This is a genomic window from Paenibacillus sp. SYP-B3998, from assembly GCF_010820665.1.
In the GTDB taxonomy this organism is placed as follows: Bacteria; Bacillota; Bacilli; order Paenibacillales; family NBRC-103111; genus Paenibacillus_E.
Genome location: NZ_JAAIKC010000003.1, coordinates 27,483 through 49,660 on the forward strand (window position 1 = coordinate 27,483; position 22,178 = coordinate 49,660).

General features: G+C 45.3%; 22 protein-coding genes. 20 read left to right on the forward strand and 2 right to left on the reverse strand.

What is annotated here, in order from left to right; genetic code table 11:
* Positions 1-24 precede the first annotated feature (24 nt).
* The 9 genes from GK047_RS10455 to GK047_RS10495 all read left to right on the forward strand — a co-directional run bounded on the left by GK047_RS10455 (position 25) and on the right by GK047_RS10495 (position 10,484).
* Positions 25-1,461: a S41 family peptidase gene (locus tag GK047_RS10455; RefSeq protein ID WP_163945440.1), complete on the forward strand. Its 1,437-nt coding sequence runs from the start codon at positions 25-27 to the stop codon at positions 1,459-1,461.
* 4 nt (positions 1,462-1,465) lie between these two features.
* Entirely contained in the window at positions 1,466-3,541 is a 2,076-nt protein-coding gene (mutL, locus tag GK047_RS10460) for a DNA mismatch repair endonuclease MutL (RefSeq protein WP_163945443.1), read from the forward strand.
* 10 nt (positions 3,542-3,551) lie between these two features.
* Positions 3,552-4,322, forward strand: coding sequence for a class I SAM-dependent methyltransferase (locus tag GK047_RS10465; protein ID WP_346010320.1), 771 nt, complete (start codon positions 3,552-3,554; stop codon positions 4,320-4,322).
* A 5-nt stretch (positions 4,323-4,327) separates the two neighbouring features.
* Positions 4,328-5,293 carry a tRNA (adenosine(37)-N6)-dimethylallyltransferase MiaA gene (miaA, locus tag GK047_RS10470; protein WP_163945450.1) on the forward strand — a complete coding sequence of 322 codons (966 nt, stop codon included), beginning with the start codon at positions 4,328-4,330 and terminating at the stop codon, positions 5,291-5,293.
* A gap of 56 nt (positions 5,294-5,349) precedes the next feature.
* Positions 5,350-5,589: an RNA chaperone Hfq gene (hfq, locus tag GK047_RS10475; RefSeq protein WP_163945453.1), complete on the forward strand. Its 240-nt coding sequence runs from the start codon at positions 5,350-5,352 to the stop codon at positions 5,587-5,589.
* A 121-nt stretch (positions 5,590-5,710) separates the two neighbouring features.
* A complete protein-coding gene (locus GK047_RS10480; RefSeq protein ID WP_163945456.1) occupies positions 5,711-8,326 on the forward strand; it encodes a PBP1A family penicillin-binding protein in 2,616 nt (871 codons plus the stop codon).
* 34 nt (positions 8,327-8,360) lie between these two features.
* A complete protein-coding gene (locus tag GK047_RS10485) occupies positions 8,361-9,071 on the forward strand; it encodes a peptidylprolyl isomerase (RefSeq protein ID WP_240343897.1) in 711 nt (236 codons plus the stop codon).
* A 50-nt stretch (positions 9,072-9,121) separates the two neighbouring features.
* Positions 9,122-9,781 (forward strand): alpha/beta hydrolase, encoded by a 660-nt coding sequence (locus GK047_RS10490; protein ID WP_163945460.1) that lies wholly within the window; start codon positions 9,122-9,124, stop codon positions 9,779-9,781.
* A gap of 13 nt (positions 9,782-9,794) precedes the next feature.
* Positions 9,795-10,484 (forward strand): YdcF family protein, encoded by a 690-nt coding sequence (locus tag GK047_RS10495; RefSeq protein ID WP_163945462.1) that lies wholly within the window; start codon positions 9,795-9,797, stop codon positions 10,482-10,484.
* A 55-nt stretch (positions 10,485-10,539) separates the two neighbouring features.
* Here the strand turns inward: GK047_RS10495 and GK047_RS10500 are convergent, their stop codons facing one another.
* Both GK047_RS10500 and GK047_RS10505 read right to left on the reverse strand, forming a co-directional pair.
* On the reverse strand, positions 10,540-11,409 hold the full coding sequence (locus tag GK047_RS10500; RefSeq protein ID WP_163945465.1) for an SDR family oxidoreductase: 870 nt from the start codon (positions 11,407-11,409) through the stop codon (positions 10,540-10,542).
* 56 nt (positions 11,410-11,465) lie between these two features.
* Positions 11,466-12,248, reverse strand: a complete 783-nt coding sequence (locus GK047_RS10505; protein WP_163945468.1) for a GNAT family N-acetyltransferase — start codon at positions 12,246-12,248, stop codon at positions 11,466-11,468.
* A 156-nt stretch (positions 12,249-12,404) separates the two neighbouring features.
* Between GK047_RS10505 and GK047_RS10510 the strand changes: the two genes are divergently transcribed.
* The 11 genes from GK047_RS10510 to GK047_RS10555 all read left to right on the forward strand — a co-directional run bounded on the left by GK047_RS10510 (position 12,405) and on the right by GK047_RS10555 (position 22,161).
* Complete coding sequence (locus GK047_RS10510) at positions 12,405-12,884, forward strand: GNAT family N-acetyltransferase (RefSeq protein WP_163945471.1); 480 nt, start codon at positions 12,405-12,407, stop codon at positions 12,882-12,884.
* A 20-nt stretch (positions 12,885-12,904) separates the two neighbouring features.
* The gene (gene lplA, locus GK047_RS10515) at positions 12,905-13,906 is read left to right on the forward strand and encodes a lipoate--protein ligase (protein WP_163945474.1); all 1,002 of its coding nucleotides are present in this window, start codon (positions 12,905-12,907) and stop codon (positions 13,904-13,906) included.
* A 23-nt stretch (positions 13,907-13,929) separates the two neighbouring features.
* Positions 13,930-14,559 carry a histidine phosphatase family protein gene (locus GK047_RS10520; RefSeq protein WP_163945477.1) on the forward strand — a complete coding sequence of 210 codons (630 nt, stop codon included), beginning with the start codon at positions 13,930-13,932 and terminating at the stop codon, positions 14,557-14,559.
* 47 nt (positions 14,560-14,606) lie between these two features.
* Positions 14,607-14,906 (forward strand): antibiotic biosynthesis monooxygenase family protein, encoded by a 300-nt coding sequence (locus GK047_RS10525; RefSeq protein WP_163945481.1) that lies wholly within the window; start codon positions 14,607-14,609, stop codon positions 14,904-14,906.
* 280 nt (positions 14,907-15,186) lie between these two features.
* Positions 15,187-16,068, forward strand: coding sequence for a carbohydrate ABC transporter permease (locus GK047_RS10530; protein WP_163945484.1), 882 nt, complete (start codon positions 15,187-15,189; stop codon positions 16,066-16,068).
* A complete protein-coding gene (locus GK047_RS10535) occupies positions 16,065-16,931 on the forward strand; it encodes a carbohydrate ABC transporter permease (RefSeq protein WP_163945488.1) in 867 nt (288 codons plus the stop codon). Before GK047_RS10530 ends, GK047_RS10535 begins: the two co-directional genes overlap by 4 nt.
* Before the next feature lie 43 nt (positions 16,932-16,974).
* Entirely contained in the window at positions 16,975-18,357 is a 1,383-nt protein-coding gene (locus GK047_RS10540) for an ABC transporter substrate-binding protein (protein ID WP_163945492.1), read from the forward strand.
* Positions 18,358-18,413: 56 nt separating this feature from the next.
* A complete protein-coding gene (locus GK047_RS10545) occupies positions 18,414-19,427 on the forward strand; it encodes a LacI family DNA-binding transcriptional regulator (protein ID WP_163945495.1) in 1,014 nt (337 codons plus the stop codon).
* A gap of 298 nt (positions 19,428-19,725) precedes the next feature.
* Complete coding sequence (locus GK047_RS29205) at positions 19,726-19,872, forward strand: hypothetical protein (RefSeq protein ID WP_205516703.1); 147 nt, start codon at positions 19,726-19,728, stop codon at positions 19,870-19,872.
* Positions 19,873-20,018: 146 nt separating this feature from the next.
* On the forward strand, positions 20,019-21,056 hold the full coding sequence (locus GK047_RS10550) for a glycosyl hydrolase family 18 protein (protein ID WP_163945498.1): 1,038 nt from the start codon (positions 20,019-20,021) through the stop codon (positions 21,054-21,056).
* A 169-nt stretch (positions 21,057-21,225) separates the two neighbouring features.
* Entirely contained in the window at positions 21,226-22,161 is a 936-nt protein-coding gene (locus GK047_RS10555) for an AAA family ATPase (RefSeq protein WP_163945501.1), read from the forward strand.
* Positions 22,162-22,178: the final 17 nt, after the last annotated feature.

Below are 22,178 nucleotides of genomic sequence, written 5' to 3' on the forward strand. Positions count from 1 at the left end.
ATTTGAAACATGGGAGAGACAGGCATGAAACAACAACCGAGAATGAGAATAATGAAGGTTACCTTAGCGCTTGCCTCTGCTCTTATGACGATACTTCCAGTCAGCGCCATGGCGCAGGAAGATTTGCAAACGAAGCAAGTAAGAGAACTAATTGGCAAGCTGCATGTAAGCGGCGTGACGGAAGAAGCATTAGCTAATCAAAGCATTCAACAAATGGTTGAAGGTCTTAAGGACCCTTATACCGTCTATTTCAGCAAAGAGGAATATGGACAATTTTCCAGTTCATTGGAAAATAATTATGTAGGTATGGGTGCCCGAATCGGCTTAGACGACAAAGGGGTATATATTACGGAGGTTTTTGCAGGATCTGCTGCAGAAACTGCGGGTTTACAGACAGATGACTACATCCGCGCTGTAGACGGTGTAGCCGTTCAGAATAATTCCACTGAATCCGCAAGAAGCAAAATCGTTGGCTTAGAAGGCACGAAAACGAAAGTTACCGTGCTTCGTGGTGACAAAGAATTGACGGTGGAACTGACGCGTAAAGCAGTCAATATTCCTGAAGTATACAGTAAAAACTTTACGAATGGCGTCGGATATATTCAAATTACCGATTTCTCCAGCGATGCGGATGAAGACTTCGATCAACAACTAAAATCTTTGAATGCTAAAGGGCTAAAGGCGTTAATTGTTGATGTGCGCAATAATCCAGGCGGTCTTGTAGATACGGCTCAAAATATTACGAAGCATTTCGTCAAAGAAGGCGTGCTCATCCACACGAGAGATCGCAATGGAGAGGATGATCCCGTTACATTTAAGGGTGGTACAGATTTATCTCTACCTGTTTATATTTTAGCTAACGAGAATAGCGCGAGCGCTTCCGAAGTTTTATCTGGCGCGCTTCAGGATTATCATGCAGCTCAAGTAATCGGTGTTCAGACCTATGGCAAAGGTAGCGTTCAACAGCTGTACAAGCTTGATGGCGGAAGTGCATTGAAAGTAACGGTCGAAGAGTATCTAACGCCAAATAAGCGCAAAGTGAATAAAGTGGGAATTACGCCTGATGTGAAAGTAGACGGGAGTGCGGCCCAATTAATCACAGCGCTGCAATTAGCTGGTATTTCTGATGTGAACGTTGAGATTTCGAAGCATAAAATTACGTACAATGGTGTTGAAATGAACAGCCCGCTTGGTACTTTTCATGAAAATGGACAATTATTCGCAAACACGCGGGCCTTAGCTGCCCTAGTTGGCGCGAATATCAGCTGGAATGATGCGAATCGAACCGTCGATATAACGGATGCGAAGGGAACGCATGCCATTCCTGTAGAAGCGGACAAGCTGATCATTGATAACGGAACTAGCTACGTCAATGCGAGTGTGTTTGAGCGTTTCTTCCCTCAACTGAAAGTGAACGATCAGGGAGAGACTGTTTCCATTCATGCTGTAAAGGGGAATTAACCTGATGGGTAAAATTCAGCTCTTAAGCGAGCATATCGCCAACCAAATTGCAGCGGGCGAAGTGGTAGAACGCCCTTCTTCCGTTGTGAAAGAGCTCGTGGAGAACTCTGTTGATGCAGATAGTACTCGCATTGATGTGACCATTGAAGAAGGCGGCCTGCAGTTGATCCGCGTATCTGACAATGGCTCCGGTATGGCGCTGGAAGATTGTGAGCTTGCTTTTCAACGTCATGCGACGAGCAAAATCTCAACTAGCAAAGATTTATTCTCGATTCGTACACTTGGCTTTCGTGGGGAGGCATTACCGAGTATTGCATCCGTCTCTCGGTTGGAGTGTGTCACAAGCGCTGACAATGATGGGCTTGGTCGTAAAATTAGCATCGAGGGCGGGACGATTCGCGCGGTTGAAGAAACGGCTGCTTCCCGTGGGACGGAAGTATCCGTAAAGGATCTCTTTTTCAATACGCCAGCGCGCCTTAAATACATGAAAACGATCCAGACGGAACTCGGTCATATTTCGGATTATTTGTATAGGCTGGCACTCGCTCATCCTAACATTGCTTTCTCCCTTAAGCATAATGGCAATCTCCTCCTGCAAACATTAGGCAACGGAGATCTGCTTCAAGTCATTGCTGGGATTTATGGGACAGCGGTTGGCAAACAAATGACCCCCATCCAAGCCGAAAGCTTAGACTATACGATATCTGGCTATATCGCCAAGCCTGAAATGACTCGCGCGAATCGCGGAGGCATTTCTACCATTGTGAATGGACGTTACGTGCGCAACTTTTCGCTAAATCAAGCGCTTCTACAGGGTTACCATACCTTGCTGCCGATCAACCGTTTTCCGGTAGCCGTGCTGCAGATTTCAATGGATCCTTCATTAGTTGATGTCAATGTCCACCCGGCGAAATTAGAAGTTCGTTTCAGCAAGGAAGCGGAGCTGACGGCTTTGATCGAGGCAGAAGTGAAGCGCATGTTGGGCAAACAAGTACTAATCCCGCAAGGGGCTAAACCCGCCGTTCCGAAGGGAGCATTTATACAAGAGCAGCTAGAATTAACGCGAGCTATGGATCAAGCGGCCGTTCCTCAACTGGATGAGCAAGGTACGACCGCTTCACCAGGATCTTCTGCTCTGACGGGGCAAGGATCTGCCAATGGTCCCTCGCAGACACAGTCATTCCCTGGATCGGCATACAAGTTGGAGGGTGCTTTCAATAACGCTACCAACCAAGGGCGCCAAAGCTCACAAGTAAAAGAAGCCTTCTCGCCCTATCGTGGTGCTGCTGAGGACTCTGCAAGTCGGATTCCGTATGCGGAGAGTCAACGGAGTTCGCAATTGGCGGGCTCAAGCCGTCATTCGTCAGCTCCGCAACCGAACGCATACGCGCAAAGCGGCGTGCGCAGCGGCTCTATTCAACAACAGCGGAAAGCAAATGAAGCATTTATGGAGCTGCTTCCACAAATCGTTGAAGGCGATGAACCGAGGCTTCCATCTTTTCCGCTCTTGGATCCTATCGGTCAAATGCATGGCACATATCTGGTAGCACAGAATGAAACTGGACTGTATTTAATTGATCAGCATGCCGCTCATGAACGAATCAATTACGAGTATTATTACGAGCGTTTTGGCAATCCTGCTGAGGCAAGCCAAGAATTGCTTGTACCGATAACGCTTGAGTTTACGCCGGCCGAGGCAACGCTTATCGCCGACAAGCTATCGCTGTTTGAACAAGCTGGCGTATACATGGAAGCCTTTGGCGGGAATACGTTCCTCATCCGCGCTCATCCGCATTGGTTTCCAAACGGAGAAGAGAAAGAGATTGTAGAAGAAATGTGCGAGTGGGTGCTTGGGGAGAAGAAGGCTGTGGACATTGCTAAGCTAAGGGAGAAAGCAGCGATTATGTGTTCTTGCAAGGCATCGATCAAAGCGAATCAAGGGTTAACCGTACTAGAGATGGAAACGCTGATTGATCGACTTGCGGGATGTCGTAATCCTTATACATGCCCACATGGTCGCCCTATTGTCGTTAGCTTCACTACCTATGAGTTAGAAAAAATGTTTAAGCGAGTGATGTAATCCCGTGTTAGTGACAACTTCTTATAATCCGTCGCCCGAGTTGCTGGACAAAGTCAGGCGTTTAGCCGCCTCTTACGAAGGCCGAGCAGTTCCGCGACGGAAAAATTCTTTGGATCAGATTAGAACAACTTATTCAGATGACTCGCTTCTGCTTGTGACGAAGGAAGAGATCAGGTACTATGAAGAAGATAAGCCTGTACACTTTTTCCATCCTAGTATGGCACTTGTGCGCATGAAACGCTTGCTCAGAGGCGAATCTGATCTGCTGCTAGAGGCATCAGGCGCAGCAGAAGGCGATATGATCATCGATTGTACAGCTGGACTTGCGTCCGATGCGATTATATTTTCTTACGCAGTAGGCACCGCAGGCCGCGTTATTGCACTAGAAAGTGAGAAGATTCCAGCTATGCTCATTCGGGAAGGTCTGGGGAGCTACAAGTCGGAGCTTCCTGAACTTAATGAGGCTATGAGACGAATAACGGTGGAGAAGACGGATCATGCAGCATATTTGCAGCAATTAGGTGAGCGAAGCGTAGATATCGTCTATTTTGATCCGATGTTCCGAAGCCCGATTGAGGAATCTCAAGCAATAACGCCGCTCAGGCAAAATGCGAATGATCAAGCGATTAGCTTGGAAGCCATCGCACAAGCAAGACGTGTTGCGCGAAAGAGCATTGTGCTCAAAGAGCACAGGGATAGCAAGGAATTCGCCCGTCTCGGATTTGAGCACGTCCTGCGTTCAACGACGAAAACAACTTATGGAGTGATTCGACTGTGTTAGCCCCTATGGACAAGCCGAAATTACTCGTGCTTCTCGGTCCCACAGCAGTTGGGAAAACAAAGCTTAGTTTGGAACTTGCCCAGCGTTTTGGGTGTGAAATTATTTCAGGCGATTCCATGCAAGTGTATCGCGGTATGGACATCGGCACAGCCAAGGCTAGCGAGGCCGAGCAGCGGCTCGTCCCGCATCATTTGATTGATATTCACGATCCCGCATACCCGTTTTCGGCCGCTGAATTCCAGGAGCGAGTAAAGAGCTTAATAACGGATATTCATGCGCGTGGAAAGCTTCCTTTTATTGTTGGAGGAACGGGACTCTATATCGAGTCCGTCTGTTATAACTATCAGTTCACAGACGTAGGAATGGATGAAGCGTTCCGCCAAGAGCAGGAAGCCTATGCCTTAGCGAATGGGGACGAAGCGCTGCATCTAAGACTGCGCGACATTGATCCAGAAAGTGCGGATCGGCTTCATGCGAACGATCGCAGACGCGTCATTCGTGCGCTAGAGGTCGCACATGTGTCAGGGCAGACGTTTTCGGCACACTTAGCCGCCCAGAAAAAGGAATCGCCTTACGAACTATGTATCATTGGTTTAACGATGGATCGGGCTCTCCTCTATAAACGAATCGAGGAGCGTATCGATGAGATGATGAACGAGGGTCTTATCCAAGAGGTGCAAAAGATCCTGGACGCTGGCTGTCCCAAACAGGCGATTTCTATGCAGGCTCTGGGCTACAAAGAAATTGTCCGTTATTTGGATGGCGAGCTCTCTCTTGAGGAAGCTGTGACCCTGCTGAAGCGCGACACCCGCCGATTTGCTAAACGTCAGTTATCGTGGTTTCGACATATGAAAGACATTTATTGGGTGGATGTTACGGAAACAGCAAATTTTTCTGCCCATTTCCAATTAATTAATGATATAATAGTAGGAAAGTTTGTACATAAAATTGAATATAATCAACAACCATAACCATCGAAAATAGCGCCGTATGGCGAATGTTTCATTCCATTAAGGGGGACCAACTGATGAACAAATCCATTAATATCCAAGACAATTTTCTAAACCAACTTCGTAAAGAAAGCATTCCCGTAACTGTGTATTTGACTAATGGGTTTCAAATCAGAGGGCTTATTCGTGCGTTTGACAACTTTACGATCATTATTGATAGTGAAGGTCGTCAACAAATGGTATATAAACATGCCATTTCTACATTTACGCCACAAAGATCAGTTTCTTTAATGGCTGCCGCAGAAGCATCTGAATAGTTCGCAGCAGATGTTTTGCAACTTTTTATTTTGTCAGAGCGTCTAACCGAATAGAAACGATGGGAGCAACCTTACTTCATGAGGTTGTTCTTTTGTTGGTAAGACATTAGAGACATAGAGAATGAACAACAAGGAGTCGGTGGATTTGGCGAAACCAACCAATACGAAGCAGCCGGAAGACGGCAAAAAGGGTTCAAAGAAGAAGCGATTTAGTTTTCGTAAATTCATTATGGGTTCGATTATAGCGGGTATTTTGGCCATCATCTGTGCATTGGCGATTTATATTGTGGTTATCATGAGTGGCTTTAAGCTATTGGATCAGAATCTCGACAAAATTAATACATCAGCGGAATCAACACTTATTTATGCGCAAGAAGAAGGCAAGGATAAGGATGGCAAAGATAAGCCGGCTACAGAAATAGCCAAAATATATAAAGGTGAGAATAGGGAAAGCGTTACAATCAAGGATATTCCGAAGAGCTTACAAAAAGCGTTTATTGCTACCGAAGATCGCCGTTTCGAAGAACATGCAGGCGTTGATTTCTGGGCGATTGGGCGAGCCTTGGTGAAAGACGTGATGCATATGAGCGCTGTTGAAGGCGGTAGTACGATCACGCAGCAGCTTGCCAAGAACGTGTTTCTAAGCTCTGAGAAAACGGCATTCCGCAAAGGTACGGAAATGGCAATTGCTTTTGCGCTGGATGAAAGGTTTACCAAAGATCAAATATTGGAAAGATATTTAAATCGGATTTTCTTTGGAAGCAATGCCTATGGCATTAAAGCGGCAGCCAAAGTATATTTCGGGAAGTCAGATCTTAATGACTTGAAGCTTTGGGAGATGGCTACGCTGGCTGCCCTGCCTAAAGCGCCAACGAAATATTCACCTTTGAAAAACCCTGATTTATCCAAGGAGCGCAGAGGTGTTGTACTTCGCTTGATGACGGACCAAGGTTACATTACGGAAGCTGAGCGAGCCGAAGCCGCTGCCGTTGATTACGTAGCGCCTCCTTCTAGTCAAGCAACTAAAGAATATGCGACATTTGTTGATTATGTAACGAGCGAAGCAGAAGATATGTATAATATCGATGAAGATGAGCTCCTTACCAAAGGTTACCGTATTTATACGACGATGAATCCAAAGGCGCAGAAAATTATGGAGCAGACCTATGCGAATCCAAGCTTTTTCCAAAAAGATGCAGCGGACGGTCAGAAGATTCAAAGCTCAATGGTCATCATCGATAATAAAACGGGCGGTTTAGTAGCAATGATTGGTGGTAGGGATTATCAAACGAAAGGTTTCAGTCGTGTGTATTCCAAAAGGCAGCCAGGTTCCTCGTTCAAGCCCATTGCTGCGTATGGCCCTGCGATTGAAAGTGGGAAGTATACCCCGTATTCGATCATGGATGATACACAGACTACTTTTGGTAATGGGACGTATTCGCCACGCAACTATGACCGTACAACACATGGTCAGGTGACCATGTTCGAAGCGGTAAAAAAATCGTATAACTTAGCTCCTGTATGGCTGCTTGATCAGATAAAGCCAAAGGCTGCGCTTGTTTTCGCAAAAAATCTGGGCATTCAATTGAACGCTCAAAAAGACGTCAATCTGGCTATTGCGTTGGGTGGTCTAACCGATGGGGTTTCACCGCTGGATATGGCGACTGCCTATACCGCTTTCGCCAATCAAGGCGCGCAAAACAAAACACATGCAATTCTTCGCATTACCGATTCACAAGGGAAAGAAATTAAAGCATATAAAGCGGAAAAGAAGCAAGCCATTTCACCCAAAACCGCTTACTATATGACGTTGATGCTTCAGGGCGTAGTTGAACCTGGCGGTACAGGGACGAAAGCAAAGTTTAATCGGCCTGTTGCAGGTAAAACGGGAACTACAGGACTTGATATTAAAGGACTTGAGAAGTATGACCGCGATGTCTGGTTTGTTGGCTATACGCCTGAATGGACAGCCGCTGTATGGGAAGGCTTCGACAAAGTCGATGCTAAACACTATGTGACAATCGGAAGTGGAAGCCCATCTTCTATTTTCAAAGAGGTCATGTCGAAGGCGCTCGATGGTAAGCCGGTTACGAACTTCGTTAAGCCGGACAACGTACCGGATTTGACGGAGCCGCCAAGTGGTATTTCAGATCTGGCGGCTGCTTATGTGCCTGAGATGAAATCGGTTAAATTGACATGGACATCTTTGGGTAATAAAGTCGCCTATCAATTGTACCGTAAGAGTTCAAAGGAAACTGACGCCAAGCTGCTGACATCCCTGCCGAATGCAGAGGTTAATGATTCAAGCGTAAGTAGTGGTGAAACTTACCAATACTATGTGACTCCATTGAATACGGAAACGAACATTGAAGGTGCAAAATCAAACGTTGTCACTGTCGAAATTCCTAAGGACGAAGCGCTGCTCGATCCTTCGAAGGTTTCACCGTCACCTACACCGTCGGGTTCAGCTGTACCGTCGTCATCGCCTGGCAATGGTAAAGATCATCTCTCGCCATCGCCGTCACCTACACCATCTTCGGGAGCGAATCCATCCCCCAGTCATAACGGGAATGTGAACGATGGCAAAGGAACTACAGGAACTGTTGCAAATCCTAATCCAAGTCCAACTCCAAGCCCATCTCCATCCAATAAGCCGGTGGATGGGGCAACGGACCCGAAGAAGCAAGAGAGCAATCAAGATGGTGGAAAAGTTGCAATCCCAAACCCACAACAATAAAAGAGCAAATAGCTGCTATGGAGGATGAACGACAATGAACTTTAAACCTATGAAACTGCTTCCCCTTACTTTAATCGCATTGACTGTACTTGTGTCCGCTTGTGGAAACAAACCAACAGAATCGGCTGGTGGTACGGCTGCTCCGAAAAATGGTGCTGTGACCTCGGCTGCACCTGCGGCTTCTGCTACACCTATCGCACCAAAACAGTGGACGAAGGCACCAGATATGACCATTGATCCCAAAAAATCGTATCAAGCGGAGGTAACAACTTCCAAAGGTACATTCACGATTGATCTTTTTGCTGATGAGGCTCCGAAGACAGTGAATAACTTTGTGTTTTTATCTAAAGAGGGCTTTTATAATAATGTGACGTTTCACCGCATCATTAAGACGTTCATGATTCAAACAGGTGACCCGCAGGGAACAGGCATGGGCGGACCTGGCTATAAATTTGAAGATGAGCTCAAGACTTCTCATAAGTACGAGCCAGGTATTGTTGCTATGGCGAATTCTGGGAAAAATACGAACGGGAGTCAATTTTTCATTTGTTCGGGAGCGGATTGCGCTAATTTGAATAAAATGCCGAACTATTCCATTTTCGGAAAAGTGACAGATGAGGGAATGGCAACAATTGCGAAAATTGCGGATACACCCGTTCAGTTGAATCCTAATGGCGGGGACTCCTCCCCAAGTATGCCAAAGGAGAAAGTAACGATTAATTCAATTACAATTAAAGAAAAATAAGTGTTTTCCGCTGCTCACTGCTGGAAGAGACTGACCTGGGGGATTGCTAAATGAAACAGCCTTGCTTATTGTTCCATGGCTTTACTGGCGGTCCCTTTGAGGTCGAGCCGTTGGCGCAGTATTTGCTAGAACGAGGACAAAGATGCGAGGTGCCACGGCTTCCATGGCATGGAGAGGATTTTGAAGAACTAAAAGCTTCCCGATGGGAAGATTGGGTCCTATCCGCCGAACGGCACGCAGAGCGAATGACGATGCAGCACGGTTCATTCGATTTGGTTGGTTTCTCAATGGGAGGACTTCTAGCGGCCTACTTAGCCGTACGTTATCCTGTACGTAGACTCGTGTTGCTCAATACAGCAGTCATCTATATCAGTCCCTCACGTCTTCTTCACGTTATTCGGGAGGATTGGAAGCATCAGGATCAAGACTATTTGCAAAAAGCCAAGTCAACGCCGCTGCGTGCGACCTGGCAGTTTACGCGGTTGGTAAAGCATTTGAAACCGGAGCTTAGCAGAGTCACAGTACCTACGCTTGTAGCACAAGCGGAGAGAGATCAGGTCATCCATCCCCAAAGTGCGCGATACATATACAGTAAGCTAGGTGGACACCGAGAGTTATGTTGGTATCCCAAGTCAAAGCATCTGATTTGTCATAGCGAAGACGCGGCTGCTTTATTTGATCATGTGGGCACATTTCTTGAGAGGGAATAATAGTGAAATGACCATGAAAACGGAGAATAATCGAAGTCAGCGGCAGCTTTCTCGTTTGCCCAAAAGCCGTAAACGCGCTGGGAAAACTAGGCGATTGCTGGTGAACTTGCGACGTTTAGTACAATGTCTCTTGATCCTATTCCTACTCTTTGCGGGTTGGATCGTATTCATTCAGTGGAAGGTTCAGCGAGCCCCGCAGATGGCATTACCCGGACAAGTAGATGTAGGAATTGTACTTGGGGCATCATTACGGAAAGATCTTCCAAGCCCGGGACTGCAGGAACGTCTTGATCTAGCCATTAAGTTGTATAATCAAGGCAAGTTTCAGCGACTTATCGTTTCCGGGGGACTGGATCATAATGGATCTAAGTTAACGGAAGCAGAGGGAATGCGTAATTATTTAGTCAAAAAAGGTATTCCTCCAGGCAGCATATTGTTGGAGCCTAAGGCTACGAGTACCTATGAAAATTTATTGTTTAGTAAGCAAATTATGGACGAGCAGGGGCTTGTTAGCTCGATCATAATGACGCATGAATTCCATAGCTCACGTTCGTTAAACATCGCAGAGACGATTGGGCTGGAGCAGCCACTTGTTTCGTCTACGAAGTCGGACGTACTGTTTATGCCTTATCATGAAGCGCGAGAAACACTCGCTTACACGAAGTGGGAGTGGACGAAGCTGTTGCTGAAAGTCGGACTATAAGAAAGGGCTGCACGGAGAAGTGGATGAATTCCACTAGCCAGTGCAGCCCTTTCTTTTAGCCATTTATGATCGTTCCTCCGTTCACGTGAAGGATCTGACCCGCCATGTAGGAAGAATCCTCTGAGGCGAGGAACACATAGCTAGGCGCCAGCTCACTAGGCTGTCCAGCTCGCTTCATTGGCGTGTCGGCCCCGAAAACTGCCACCTCTTCGGCTGTAAAGGTGGAGGGGATGAGGGGCGTCCATATGGGGCCTGGCGCTACACCGTTTACGCGAATGCCTCGTGGGTTCAGCTGCAGAGAGAGGGAGCGGGTAAAAGAAACGATGGCGCCTTTGGTGGAGGAGTAATCTAGTAACTGCTCATGCCCGTGGTAAGCAGTGATAGAAGCAGTATTAATAATGGTGCTGCCCGGCTTCAAATGGGGAAGCGCGGCTTTCGTTAAATAGAATAAGGAGAATAGATTTGTTCGAAACGTGCGCTCTAGTTGCTCGGTCGTGATATGTTCTATGCTGGCCTGAGGATGCTGCTCAGCCGCGTTGTTGACCAAGATATCAATTTTCCCGAACTGTTTGACGGCCTGCTCGATAATTTGTGTACAAAAGCCCTCATCACCAATATCGCCCGCCACATGCAGACATTTGCGCCCAACCTCTTCGACGTGGCGTTGTGTTTCTTCCGCATCGCCATGCTCGTTTAAGTACACGAGAACGACATCTGCACCTTCTTTGGCATAAGCAATGGCAATCGCTCTGCCAATACCGCTGTCTCCTCCTGTGATGATTGCCACCTTACCCTTTAATTTGCCCGCTGCTTTGTACGCTGCGTGATCAAACTCCGGCCGCGGATTCATCTGTGCCTCAATACCTGGCTGCTGATCCTGATGCTGCGCAGGGAAAGTCGGTTTCGTATCTGTTGCTGTCGCCATTTGGAACGATGCTCCTTTCATCTTCTCAGGTTTCCCTGTTAGGATGTGGCAAGAAGCTACAAATCATTCTTAATTCGGTAGTGATACAAATACAGCTCTGAGTAGCCCAGTTTACGATATAAGGCCAAGGCGGGTTCATTATCGGCAATTACTTGTAAATATTGTTTAGAAGCTCCATGCACCATGCTCCATTCCGTTAATGCCCCCATCAGTACATAACCGATTCCTTGTCCCCGATAGCCTTCACTGACAACAATATTCACAAAACCCGACCAGTCAGCCTCGACAATTGCTGTTCCGACAGCAACGGCTTGTCCATCATGCTTCAGTTGAACGAACCCTTTGGGGCTGGCCATACGCGCAAATAATCCGGCATAGAACGCTTTACGTGAACTAGGGTACTGCTCTAGCCGCAGGTAAGCTCCAAGCCAATCGGCATCTGCCTGCTCTGACCACTGGATTTCAAGTGGTGATGGCTTTTTCTTCGGCAAGACGTTTGATACATTTTCTTTCACATCCTGGCTGTTAGCCGTCATAAAGAAGCAGGGAGTGTTCAACTCGTAGCCGTTATGAGCCAGAAGCTCATCCAGACCATGGGGCGAAGCCATGCTAACGTGAAATAAGGCAGGTAAGCTGCGTTCTCTGTAGAATTGCTCGGATTTATGCAGCCAATCGGCATCGTCTGGATATGCGCCAATCGCGAGCACACTGTTGGCTCTTTTGGTCAAGCCTTGTGAAGAGCGGAGCATCCAATGGCCGATGTTACTCGTAGTTTCGGCTACCCAGGTACGTGCAGCGATGAGATCCATCGTCACAAATTGATTTTGAGTTTCGCTCATAATCGATCAAACCTTTCGAATTTAAATACTTAGAACACAATAAATATACATAAAAATGTATAAAAATACAACGTAATGAAGTGGAAAAAATTTCTCTATTGATGTAAGCTATGAGCAGTGGAACTTGGTTAAGACGAGCTTACAGGAGGTCATTTCATGGTATTCTTGATACGTACAGCAAGTGCTGAGGACTACGATGCCGTTAATGAAATTATTCGATACGGACAAGAAGAGCATGCTGCTATGCTTCCTCACATTTTCGCTGCATTGGACCGCGTTATTGCCATGGGATGGTACCGCAGTTTTTCGGATCAAAAGAACAAAGTGATTTTTGTGGCGGAATTCGATGCTATAGTGGTAGGCGTGGCAATGGTAGAACTGAAGCTGAGCCCTAATTACGAAGCGCTTGTGCCGCGCACCTACGCATATCTCAATGAATTGGCAGTTGCGCCAACGCATCAACGTCAAGGAATTGGTAAGCAATTGTATACAGCTTCCTTGAAATGGGCGAAAGAACGAGGGGCAGCTTCGCTAGAATTAAATGTGTGGGAGTTTAACGATCGTGCTAAGGCCTTTTATTACTCTGTAGGTATGTCTACATTGAACCGTACGATGACAATCCCTCTATCAACTTAACAATTAAGGAGAGCAGAATCATGCTATTTATTCATAATGAACGTATCACAGACCCAAGAATCAATCTTGCGATTGAAGAGTACGCGCTGAGGAACCTGCCAACAGAGGAGAGCTATTTGCTTTTTTATATGAATGAGCCCTCGATTATTATTGGCAAAAATCAGAACACAATTGAGGAGATCAATCCTGAATATGTCAAAGAACATGATCTGCATGTAGTACGTCGTCTTTCTGGCGGAGGAGCTGTCTATCACGATCTAGGGAATCTGAATTTTAGTTTCATTACCAAAGATGATGGTAATTCCTTTCACAACTTCAAAAAGTTCACACAGCCCGTTGTCGAGGCACTTCGTCAATTAGGTGTTGAAGCGGCCTTATCCGGTCGTAACGATATTCAAGTAGGTGAGCGGAAAATTTCGGGGAATGCTCAATTTGCAACAAAAGGAAGAATGTTTTCTCATGGTACCTTGCTTTTTGATTCGGAAATTGAAAGTGTTGTATCGGCCCTAAAAGTAAACCCTGATAAAATTCAGTCTAAAGGAATCAAATCTATTCGTAGTAGAGTTGCGAACATAGCTGAATTTCTACAGGAGCCGATCACGATCGAGACATTCAGGAAAAAGCTGCTTGAGTCTATTTTTGGCACGGAGGAATCGTTAGTTCCTCACTACAAGCTAACCACTGATGATTGGGAATCTATTCATGCGTTGTCGAAGGAACGTTATCAGAATTGGGACTGGAACTACGGGAGATCGCCGAAAAGCACCGTGCAAAATTCCAAGCGTTTCGAAGGGGTAGGAACGTTGGATGTGAGGCTTGACATTGAAGAAGGCTGCATTCGGAACGTGAAGATCTATGGTGACTTTTTTGGAGCTTATGATGTGAAAGAGCTAGAAGACATTCTCGTGGGAGCCAGGTATGAGTCTTCGGTAATTCGTGAAAGGTTAGCTGAAGTCGAGCTTCGCAAGTACTTCGGTTCTATTGAACTGGATTTATTTATTGCATTGCTGATGTTAACTTAACGTTCAAGCGAGGGAGATCGGGAATGACGAAGTTGTATTTGATCCGACATGGGGAAACAGAATGGAATGTGGAGCACAGGATGCAAGGGCATGCCGACTCACCGTTATCGCAGCTAGGAAGCATGCAGGCTTATTGGCTTGCTGAGGCGCTGGACGAGGTGCAGTTTGATGTTATTCATACCAGCAGCAGCGGCCGTACTTTGCAAACAGCCAATATCATCAAAGGTCGAAGAGAGCTGCAGATTCAATCGTCTGATCATTGGCGGGAAATGAATTTGGGCGAATGGGAAGGGCGTATTGCAGAGGCAATTAAACAAGAGGATCAAGTTAACTTTCATGCATTCTGGAACGAGCCGCATCGGTACAAGCCTTTAGCCGGGGAGTCTTTTGAAGACTTGCAGGCTAGAGTATTACCAGCACTTAACCAGTTATTGGCTGAGAACGTCGGGCAAACAATTGCCCTCATTTCTCATACGGTTACTTTAAAGGTCATCATGGCCCATTTTGAACAGCGCCCGCTTGAAGAGCTATGGCATCCGCCTTATTTTCATCCTACTTGCTTAAGCTTGGTGGAGTGGAGAGAAGGCTCACCACAAATCGTTCTACATGCAGATACCTCACATTTTCAAGATGAGGATGCCTTTGGTTATTAAGTGACGTGTTTACTAAGAACCATGAGCCGAGTTAAGGAGGATAATTCATGATTTTAGAGGTAGCTGTTTTACCCGTCATTCCGAGGAAAAAGGAACAATTCGAAGCTGCGTTTAGGCAAGCATCAACCCTTATTTCGTCCATGAAAGGTTACATCTCACACGAGCTTCAAACCTGCATGGAGGATGAGAATAAATATTTGCTGCTTGTTCGTTGGGAAACCATAGAGGATCATACAGTTGGATTCCGCGGCTCTGAGGAGTACCAACAATGGCGTAAGCTGCTGCACCACTTCTACGATCCATTTCCAGTGGTTGAACATTTTACATTAACCCAATCTTATGTGTAAATGACGTGCTCGATTTCCCGGGAAAGCGCAAGAAGTGACACGAATAGCGGCAATCGAAGTGACGGTGGAATGACAAGGAAGATGATCGATATCGAGTAACCGTTTACATGAAAAGGGAGAGCAGGAGTTAGGAGCCTGTTCTCTCTTTTTTGTGCATGGAAACAAAAGATGAAATATATTGAAAAAAAGCGATTGACAAGGGCGGTGATCCAACTTAATATTATCTTCATAAAGTATAAACGTTTATACTTTAAACTGCATAAAGGGAGGTGAAACGAAGATGGTTTCACGCGAAGCTCGATATTTTTACTTTTTCATCTTCCCGTGGCTTATCGGGGCTCTCGTGTTTATGCTGTATCCCATCCTGTCTTCGTTATATTTTAGTTTTACGGAATATGACATTATACACCCGCCGAAGTGGGTCGGGCTGCAGAATTACACGAAGATGTTTCACGATGAATTGTTTTGGCGAGGCGTTAAAGCAACGTTAATTTTCACTGTATGTAGTGTGCCGCTTCAACTTGTTCTATCCTTATTTTTCGCGGTGCTAGTGAATCGGAAAATTCCGTTTAAACGGTTTTTTCGAACGGCGTTGTACTTTCCAAGCATGATATCCGGTGTTGCCATGTCACTCCTGTGGCTGTGGGTGTTTAATTCACAAACAGGGATGATGAACTACATGCTGGGGCTCATCGGCATTCAAGGTCCTAGTTGGCTAGAGAGTGAGCAATGGGCGCTTGCGGCTATGGTTATCATGACGATGTGGGGGGCAGGCGCAGGAATGATCATCTTCTTAGCGGCACTTCAGGGGGTACCGACTTATTTGTATGAAGCGGCAAAACTAGAAGGCGCTAGTCGCTGGCAAATGCTGCGCAGCATTACGCTGCCTGCCATTTCTCCAATTATTTTATTCCAATTAATTATGGGCATTAATGATTCGTTTCAAGTGTTTACGCAAGCCTTTGTTATGACAAAGGGAGGCCCGCATTACGCGACACAGTTTTATGTGTTTTATTTGTGGCAAAACGGCTTTAAATTCTTCAAAATGGGATACGCATCAGCGTTAGCCTGGGTGTTATTAATCCTTGTGATGGTGATGACCTACTTGGTTATGAAGTTCTCCAAGAGATATGTGCATTATGAAGGGGGGGATGGTGTATGAGCCAAGGTTCAACAAGTCCGAAAAATAAGAAAGCGCTTACTTATTCATCGATCGATATTTTCGTTTTTATCCTGCTCATCATTCTAACGGTGATTATGGTATTTCCCTCCATCAATATGTTCTCAACGGGTTTCAAATCGCAGGCAGAGGTACTGAAGTTTCCTCCAAAAATTATCCCAGAGCATATCGAATTCGCCAATATAAAAAAGTTATTCCAGACTTACGAGTATGGTCGCTGGTATCGCAATAGTATCTTTATCGCAATCGTTTCCGTTATCGGGACTGTGATATCGTCCTCCTTTGTAGCTTATGGTTTCGCGCGTTATCAGGCCAAAGGAAAGCAGCTTTTGTTTATTTTTTTACTGAGCACGATGATGCTGCCTTACCCCGTGCTGATGATTCCACAATTTATACTTTTCAAGCAGCTTAATTGGATGGACTCATTTCTACCGATAACGGTTCCCGCATTTTTCGGTTCCGCTTATATGATTTTTTTAATCCGTCAATTTTTCACTTCACTCTCGAATGAGCTTTTTGATGCAGCAAGAATCGATGGATGTTCGGAATTTCGTCAGTGGTGGAATATCGCATTCCCCTTATCAGGACCTGCCCTTTCGACGGTCGCAATCTTTTCGTTCATTGGGAGCTGGAATGACTTACTCGGCCAAGTGCTCTACCTCAGTTCCACAGAGAAATTCACGCTAACCATAGGCATGACGTCCATGTATTCATCGGCGACTCGCCTAATGCCTTGGAATTTGGTTATGATCGCTGCGATATTAGCGGTGATTCCCATTGTGCTGTTATTTGCGTTTGCGCAAAAATACTTCGTTCAGAGTATTTCGATGACGGGCGTTAAATAGGGCATTGTCGTCGTTGTTTAACAAAAATTGAGGAGGTCAAGCGATGAAAAGAAAAAATTTAGCACTAGGTTCATTAGTGATGATGATTACTGCGGGATCCATGCTTACAGCCTGTTCGGACTCCAAAAGCTCGAATAACACAGGGAATGCGAATAGCAAGGACATTGTGACGATCACCCAATTTATTCCCGATGTTCCTGAAAAGGTTTACATCGACAAGCTGATTCCCGATTTTGAAGCAACGCATCCGAATATCAAAGTGAAAATAATGAAAGCTCCGTATGCAGAATTCGATTCGAAGCTGCAATCCCTCGTTGCTGCAGGTACAGCTCCAGACGTGACGTCCCATTGGGGCGAAATGGGCTTTATCGAGTTTATGGACAAAGGCATGCTCCGTGATATGACAGATTTAATAAAAGCGGATAACTTTAAGGCTGCCGATTATGGCATGTCGGACGATGTACTCAATATCTATAAAGTCGACGGTAAAAATTATGGTATCCCTGTCTATAGCTACACCTCGTTAATGCTGTATAACAAGGATATGTTCGATAAAGCGGGAATTCCTTATCCTCCTGCTGATTTCGAAGATAAATCTTGGACCTTTGATAAGATGATGGAGGTGGCCAAGAAGTTGTCCAAACCGAGCGATGATCCGCAAACCGCGGAATTTGGAATCGACTGGGGTTGGTCTGAAAATGATATGAGGTTGATTTACTTTGGAGCGAAAGTGTATTCAGATGACACTTGGTCTAATGGCGGTCATCCGACGGCCTCGTATTTCGGCTCACCTGAAGCGGTGAAGGCAAACCAACGTTTGCAAGATATGGTATTCAAAGATAAAGTTATGCCTTCTAAAGAATTTAGAAAAGCTGTAGCAGGGCAAGGTGGAGAGCCGTTCGCTACGGGGAAAATCGGCATGTCCGTTGCAGGTGCATGGATTTTAACTTCAGTGAAGGATTACAGCTTCAAAGTTGGCGTAGCGGCTGTTCCAGCCGGAGCGAACGATAAAGCAAGGGATGTTCTCTATATTGATCCGCTTCTTATTCTTAAAGACTCGAAACATCCGAAAGAAGCTTACGAATGGATTAAATATCAGTTGAAAAAAGATGTTCAAGAGAAGGCGATTGAGCTCAGTGGAGGCACACCACCTTCGAATGAACAAGCAGCAGAAAAGTATTATAACATGTATGCTCCTGCCATTGATCCAAAGGATTTGAAAACAGTTGTTGAAGGCGGATTAAAACATGGAACAGAGTCCTACAATCATTTAATTTCGGATTACTCGCACATTCTTAATTTGGTTACGAACGAGATGGATCCATTAGATAGTGACAAAGGCAATGCCGCAGAAATCGGCCCGATTGTAGAAAAGAAAGTGAACGCTTTACTTAAAGAAGTAAATGAGAAATATATGAAAAAATAGGAATCTGCTATAATGAAACCGAATACGATCATAATCAAATTCGGGAGATTAAAAAAATGAAAAAAGTGAGTATTTTAGATGTAGTTGAAAAATCAGGCGTATCTCTGGTAACCGTATCCAGAGTCTTGAATAATTCGCCAACTGTTCGTGAGCATAACCGACAGAAGGTGCTTCAAGCGATGAAAGATCTTGGCTACACGCCTAGTTCGGCAGCCCGTTCATTAGCACGGGGATCGACCGGATTAATTGGTATAACCCTGCAAACCTTAGGCGATACAGTTTTTGATGGCATTATTCATGCGGTTAACGAAAGCTTAGAGGAAAAAGGCTATTTTTTGGCCCTATCTATTGTATCCCCGAGGCAGATGGATAACAACTCTCAGAACTACTTTTTGTTCCAAGAAGATCGCGTAGATGGCATTATTTTGCTATCGACTCTTGCGGAAAAAGATTATGTGTTAGAGTTGAAAAGCAAAAAAATTCCTTTCGTCATCATTGATAATCACATCGAAGATACCAAGGCGGTAACAATTAATGTGGATAACTACATCGGTGGTTATGAAGCAACGAGGCACTTGCTGGATCTCGGGCATACGAAAATCGCTCATATAAGCGGTCCGGATTTTTTCCTCAGTGCAAGGGAGCGACGCAAAGGCTTCGAACAAGCGATGAAAGAGGCAGGGATAGCTCCGCTTGTCATTTCGAAAGCAGAGTTTGAAATTCGCGATGGATTTAATACGGTTAAAACCTGGTTACATAATGGACTGCGACCTACGGCTGTTTTTGCAGGTGAGGACGGACTCGCTTTAGGCGCGATGGATGCTTTTCGCGATGAGGGCTTCCGTATTCCAGATGATGTCTCTGTTGTCGGCTTTGACGATCAGTATTTTGCTCAATCGATTAACCCGCGATTGACTACCGTTAGGCAGCCGATGGAGCAATTAGGACGTGAGGCTGTGCGAATTCTTTTAGGCTTAATCGATGGATCGGCGAAACGAAGTAAATCGGTCTGCTTGAAGCCAGAGCTGCTGATTAGAGAATCTACAGCTGTATGTAAAGAGAAGGATTAGAAAAAATAGATAACGGAAGCCGAACCAATTTGGGCGTATATTTGGGTCTGGACGTAGGGGCAACGAAGACGAATGCGATGAACACGGATGCAGCAGATAATTTGCCTGGAATCGGTCAAGCAGGGTTTGCGATACGATCATAGCACGTCGCGCTGGAACTACTAGACCCTATGGTGTTGTCTCCATTCTGTGGGGAACGAATTGCACTTGAATAAACCCTCGCGGGGAACCTTTTAGTGCGCTGGATTCGAATATGCTATAGGGATTTCGAAGGAGGTTGTGAATCGCGCGGCAGATTTTGCTGAAGCAGGGAGAAGAGCTGGGAATGTCGGCTATTGCGGTGATTCAAACGCTAGCCTGCTTCACACTTCGCTTTCAAAGCGTAAAGAATAAAAAAATCGTGGTAGGATTTGTGTTAATTTACGAGCTAAAAATGCTGATTTAATCATAATCTCGCATTTATAGTATAAACGTTTATATTATATTAGGAGGTGAGACTTATGAGTTCGTTGATTTGACTTTCAGATTGAGCATCTATACAGGGCAATAAAGTTGTATGACAAAAAAATAGGTCCATAAGGGAGGCAATTTATGAAGAAGACATTCGTTTGGAAAATGAGTGTGCTTACCGTTGCTTTGTGTGCGCTGCTGCCAAGTGTAGCTATTCAAGCTAAGACTGCACCGATCGTTTTGGCGTACTATACACCTGATACGGATTCTTACAACTCCTTGAAGAAATTTCATGCGTCATTTAATCAGGTTTCGACGGATACGTTTAATACGGATGCCAAAGGGAACCTTGTCGGGGATATTCCGACGCAAGCTGTTTCCTACGCTAACTCGAATAATCTAACGACCTATGCACTTGTATCTAATTACGGTGCAACGGACTGGGATCCGAATATCGCGCATAAGGTGCTGACGAACACAACGTACCGAGCGAAATTGATCAATAATATGTTTAACCTCGTTAAAAACAATAATTACAAAGGGATCAATGTTGATTTCGAAGGCTTTTTGAGCAGCGATCGAGATGCTTATACAAGTTTTGTTAAGGATGTTGCCGCTAAAATGAAAGCAGCGGGTTATAAAACAATGGTCTCTGTTCCTGCCAAATCCGTTGATGATCCAAACGATTCTTGGTCTTATGTAACTGATTACGATAAGCTTGGTCAATATGCTGACTATATACAGGTTATGACCTATGATGAGCACGGCACGTGGAGCGATCCGGGTTCCGTGTCCAGTAAACCATGGATAGAATCATCGCTTGCGTACGCGGTCGCTCATGTGCCTGCAAACAAGGTTATTATGGGCATTCCGGAGTATGGAAACGATTGGAATTTAACGAACGCCGATCAAAGCGGTTGGTTGAACTGGAAGGATGTTGCCGCACTGTTAGCCAAGACGAAGGCGACACCTGTCCGCGATACAGCTAGCGGTTCTATGAAATTTACTTATAAAGCTGCTGATGGTTCTAAGCATGAAGTTTGGTACGAGGATGCCACTAGCATTAAAGAAAAGACGCACTACACGATCACTTATGGCATAGCGGGCGTGTCCGTTTATGCGTTAGGTCATGAGGATGCTAATTTCTGGGCTGCTATTAACGCTGGTTTACAACCATAATAAGATGGACCCCCCGCCTTTTTTTAGGTGGGGATTTTTTTAATTATTGGTTCTTGATTAAAATGAACCAGATAACCTCAGCTTAGCAAAGCCCGTAGGTCGGTCTAAATTGTAGGCTATGCGCGTAGGATGGATTGATAACAACCAACAAGTAAACGAGGTGATCCTCATGAGTGGTCGAAGCTTGCCATCGAGACAAATCAACATCGTATTGCGGCAACCAGAGCACCACGCCTCGCCACTGGCCGATGCAGAGCCACAATTGACGGGAAAGCGGACGCCACACGAAGGCCCCTTATCTGACATTTTTAAAGAGCTGAATCAAATGGTTGGCCTTGATAATGTAAAAGAATTAGTGCATGAAATTTATGCGCTGCTTCAAATCTCTCAGTTTCGTGCTGAGGCGGGTTTAATAAGTAATGCCCATGTGTATCATATGATTTTTAAAGGGAGTCCGGGAACGGGCAAAACGACGGTAGCTCGATTGATGGGGCGCATGTTTCATGCCATGGGTGTACTTAGCAAGGGTCATTTTATTGAGGTAGAACGAGCAGATCTTGTCGGGGAGTATATTGGCCACACCGCTCTCAAAACGCGTGAGCTTATGAAAAAGGCAATGGGAGGCATTCTGTTTATTGATGAGGCATATAGCTTAGCGAGGGGCGGCGATAAAGATTTCGGTAAGGAATCCATCGATGCGCTCGTAAAAGGGATGGAAGATAAGAAAAATGATTTTATCTTAATACTGGCTGGTTATAGCGATGAAATGGAACAATTTTTGTCCACCAATCCAGGTTTGCCTTCTCGGTTTCCGATTCAAGTAGATTTTGAAGATTATCATATCGATCAACTGATTCAAATTACAGAGCTGATGGCCAAAGAAAGGGAATATATGCTGCTCCCCCAAACGATCGTGAAATTAAAACAGCATCTGACGGAAGAGAAGGCTGCAACGTGGAGGGCGTTCAGTAATGCGCGATATGTTCGCAACATTCTTGAAAAGTCTATGCGCCATCAAGCAGTAAGACTGCTAAGCCAGCATGTGAACGTACCATCTAAGGCCGAATTGATGTCAATACGCCCAGAAGATTTGAAAATGAAGTAAATATTTAGGAGCTATCT